We start from the raw sequence: 4,057 nt of genomic DNA on the forward strand, positions 1-4,057 counted from the left end.
CGGAATACATCCGCTTCATCAGCAAATGGCGCGAGGAGTTCGTCATCGTGCCGAACATGGAACGCATTCTGAACTAGAGGACGTCCTGAGGGGTCGGGACGAGTGGGGCTGACATGAGATTTACGATCAAAGCTAAGCTTGCCAGCGCGTTCGGATTGATCATCGTCCTGTCGACGGTGGCGGGCGGCATCGCCTACATGAAGCTGAGCGACATGATCGCCAATGCGGACAGCATGGCGCTGCGTGCAACGCGGATGGAGAAGGCGGGCGAGATCGAGAAGGAGATCCTGGTCCAGCTTCGCAACGAGAAGAACGCCGTGCTCGGCACGGAGCAGCAGGCCGAGCAGTTCGCCGCAGACACGGCGAAGAGCCGGGAGGCCACGCAGAAGACCCGAGATGAGGTTTACAGCCTGGCAAGCGAAGCGGGCAAAAAGCTGCTCGACAATTTCGCCGCCGCCTATTCCAGGATGATGGCGTTCCAGGACGAAACCTTCCGCCTGGCGCGAACGGACAAGGCCAAGGCGACCGAGCGCACGATGAATGAGGGCCGCAAAGTCGTGGCCGAGGCGCTCGAGGCCATGGGTGCCTATGTCTCGAACACGAAGAAGCAGATGGCCGAGCAAGTGGTTCAATCACGAACTGAAGGCCAGCAGGCCCAGTTCATCCTCTTGACGATCGTCGGCGTGTCGCTGGCAATCGCGATTGTGGCCGCTATCTGGATCTCGCTCAGCATCAGCCGTGCTCTTGGACGCGCTGTGGACCTGGCGGGCGCCGTTGCACATGGCGATCTCAGCCGCACCATTCCGTCGGCCAGCAATGACGAGATCGGCGACCTAATCCGGTCGCTGAACGGCATGGTGGAAAAGCTGCGGCAGGTGGTATCCGAGGCGCTGACCGCCGGACAGAACGTCTCCGCCGGCAGCCAGGAACTCTCCGCGTCCGCCGAGCAGCTCTCGCAGGGCGCGACCGAGCAGGCGTCGTCCGCCGAGGAAGCTTCCTCCTCCATGGAGGAGATGGCGGCGAACGTGAAGCAGAATGCCGAGAATGCCAGCCAGACTGAGAAGATCGCAACGCAGTCCGCCAAGGATGCCGAAGCCAGTGGCGCCGCCGTCGGCCGCGCTGTGCAGGCCATGCAGACGATCGCGGAGAAGATCACGATCGTGCAGGAGATCGCGCGGCAGACCGATCTGCTGGCACTCAATGCGGCGGTGGAAGCGGCGCGCGCCGGCGAGCATGGCAAGGGCTTTGCCGTGGTCGCCTCCGAGGTGCGCAAGCTCGCCGAACGCAGCCAAGCTGCGGCCGCGGAAATCGGCACGCTGTCCACCGACAGCGTCAAGGTGGCGCAGGAAGCAGGCCAGATGCTCGGCAAGCTGGTGCCCGACATCAAGAAGACGGCCGAGCTCGTGCAGGAGATCACCGCGGCCTGCCGCGAGCAGGATGTCGGATCGGCGCAGATCAATCAGGCGATTCTGCAGCTCGACAAGGTCGGTCAGCAGAATGCCAGCGCATCCGAGCAGGTCTCTTCGACCTCCGAGGAACTGGCCTCGCAGGCCGAGCAGCTGCAGGCCACCATCTCCTTCTTCAGAATCGACGATGCCGCGACCGATTCGATCAGGGAGGCTCCCGTATCGATCGACCGTGCCGTCGGCCAGCTGCGCGGCAAGGCCGCAAAGATGGCGGCCGCCGATCGCAGCGCCAAGAAGCATCCGCCGGCCCGGGCGGCGGCGCCGCGGCGCAATCTCAAGATGGCCAATGGCGGCGGCGGCTTCGCCTTTGCGATGGATGATGGTGCTGACGAGCGCGACGCTGATTTTCAGCGCTGATTCGTCGCCGGCGGGTTGGTTGCGGCATCAAGCATCGTGGGATGAGGTTGGTCTGACAGCGCGGGCAAGGTCCACCTCGCCCGCGCGATCAATTCGTGGCCGCGCCCGCAGGTGGCGCGCTCAGGCCACGAGCTGCGACTGTGGATCTTTGCGCTGGAACGGCGCCAGCGATTGGGTGGTCGCGATCGTTGCGACTTCGTCCCAGCGCGACATGAAGGCGTCGACGCAGTCGGGATCGAAATGCCGCGCGCGATTCGCGATCAGATAGTCGCGGGCGTCCATCAGCGGCATCGGCTCCTTGTAGGGGCGCCGCGTCGTCAGCGCATCGAAAACGTCAGCGACCGCCACCACGCGCGCCGCAATCGGGATCTCCACGGCCCTCAATCCATTCGGATAGCCGCCGCCGTCCCACCGTTCGTGATGCGCCAGCGCGATCGTTGCCGCGAGCCGGATCAGGTCGCATTCGCTGTCGGCAAGGATGCGTTCCCCGATCCTGGCGTGCGTGCGCACGATCGACATCTCGCTGTCGGTGAGCCGGTCCGGTTTGAGCAGGATGTGATCCGGAATTCCGACCTTGCCGACGTCGTGAAGCGGCGCCGCGAGATAGATGTCGCGGCAGAAACGCGGGGGCAGGCCGAGCTGCTCGGCGATGATCTGGCTGTATTTGGCGACCCGCAGCGTATGCTCGCCGGTGTCGTTGTCGCGATATTCGACCGCAAGTGCGAGCCGCAGGATGATCTCCTCCTCGCGGTCCTGCAGCTTGCGCGTGGCGGCGGCGACTTCGCCGGCGAGATGCGAGGCGCGGTCGTTGAGTTTCCGGACCGCCTGGCCGAGGCTGACGAGGTTGCGCAGCCGCACTCTCACTTCGACGCTGTTGGGACGTTTGGGAAGGAAATCCGTCGCGCCGGCCTCCAATGCCCGCAGCTTGATCTCGTCGGAATCGCTCGAGGTGATCATCGCCACCGGCGTTTCGCTGAAGCCGGGCAGCGAACGCAGCTCGCGGATGAAGTGGATGCCGTCCATCTTTGGCATCTCGTAATCGACCAGTGCGACGTCGAAATGGAGCTCGCGGGCGACGCCAAGGGCCTGGATCGGATCGAGAAATGTCTTGGCCTCCACTGCCCCGTCCGCTTCGATAAGACGCTTCAGGAAATCGAGAACCGATGGACTATCGTCAACAATAAGCGCTTGGGTCAGCATCCGCCGATCTCTGGTTGAAACTGTAGACGGTGGCACCAAGCTACCGAAGCTAGGGATCGGTTCTTACCTCGCGGTTAATCGCGCCCTGGTCTTCCGAGCGCGATCCTCAATCCATGCGCGTGCGACTGTTCTTGTGCAATTCTCGTAATTATACGGGAAGCTTTTCTTTTCGCCTTTTAGCAATTCCCTAATCCTAAATACCTACCCTGTCACCGTCTTGGGGCTTTTGGGGGCGCAGCGACCCCGGGACTGTGTGGGGGCATCCGTGGCTGATCCTGTCGAGTCCAAGTTGCGGCGTCCTGTCAGTTGCGTCGCCGTTACGATCTTGAGTTGCTCTGATTTCACGCTGCAGCCGGCCGGACGGCAATCGCCAGTTGAGACCGGCGGCTTGGCCGGGACGCCGAGCGTGTTGGGGCGGCCATGAGCAATCTCGATCCCGCGGAGGTCTTCCGCCAGGAGGCGAGCGAGCTTCTGGAGGTGCTCGAAGCTGCGCTGCTGGATCTGTGCGACCGTTCGGATGATCGCGAGCTGGTTGATTCGGCCTTTCGCGCCCTGCACACGATCAAGGGTTCGGGTGCGATGTTCGGCTTCGACAGGGTCGCGGCCTTCACCCATGAGTTCGAGACCGCGTTCGACCAGGTTCGCAAGGGTGTGACCGCGCCGACCCGCGAGCTGGTCTCGGTAGCCTTGGCTGCGAAGGACTATATTCGCGCCCTGATCGAGACGCCGGATGAGACCGATACGATCATCGGCGATGCCATTCTGGACGATCTCAGGCAATTTCGTGCCAGTCCGGCGCCCGCTGCCGTACCTCAGCCGCGCCTTGAGATCCCGCCGGCGCCGCCGCGGGCTGCGGGGTGGAAGCTTTATCTGGAGTTCGAGCAGCACGTGCTGCGCAACGGCTCGAACCCGCTCGACCTGCTCGATGATCTGTGCCAGCTGGGCCCGTGCTTTGCGGTGCCGCTGACCGACGATATTCCGCTGCTCGACGCGCTGGAGCCGGACGACTGCTATCTCAAATGGGACGTCACGCT

Annotated in this window: 3 protein-coding genes and 1 pseudogene; 3 read left to right on the top strand and 1 reads right to left on the bottom strand. The window is 63.5% G+C overall.

All coding sequences use genetic code 11. The features are described from left to right. Window positions 1-77, top strand: a pseudogene (locus tag ACQR1W_RS39710) (chemotaxis protein CheW); the annotation flags it as partial. Between the two features lie 36 nt (window positions 78-113). Then, complete coding sequence (locus ACQR1W_RS39715; protein WP_434855871.1) at window positions 114-1,823, top strand: methyl-accepting chemotaxis protein; 1,710 nt, start codon at window positions 114-116, stop codon at window positions 1,821-1,823. 120 nt (window positions 1,824-1,943) lie between these two features. Here the strand turns inward: ACQR1W_RS39715 and ACQR1W_RS39720 are convergent, their stop codons facing one another. Beyond that, entirely contained in the window at window positions 1,944-3,023 is a 1,080-nt protein-coding gene (locus ACQR1W_RS39720) for an HD domain-containing phosphohydrolase (protein WP_434855872.1), read from the bottom strand. 420 nt (window positions 3,024-3,443) lie between these two features. Between ACQR1W_RS39720 and ACQR1W_RS39725 the strand changes: the two genes are divergently transcribed. Beyond that, the coding region (locus tag ACQR1W_RS39725; protein ID WP_434855873.1) for an Hpt domain-containing protein at window positions 3,444-4,057 on the top strand (614 nt) is incomplete at its 3' end.

Origin of the sequence: Bradyrhizobium sp. HKCCYLS1011 (assembly GCF_051167795.1) — a bacterium.
Taxonomy (GTDB): Bacteria; Pseudomonadota; Alphaproteobacteria; order Rhizobiales; family Xanthobacteraceae; genus Bradyrhizobium.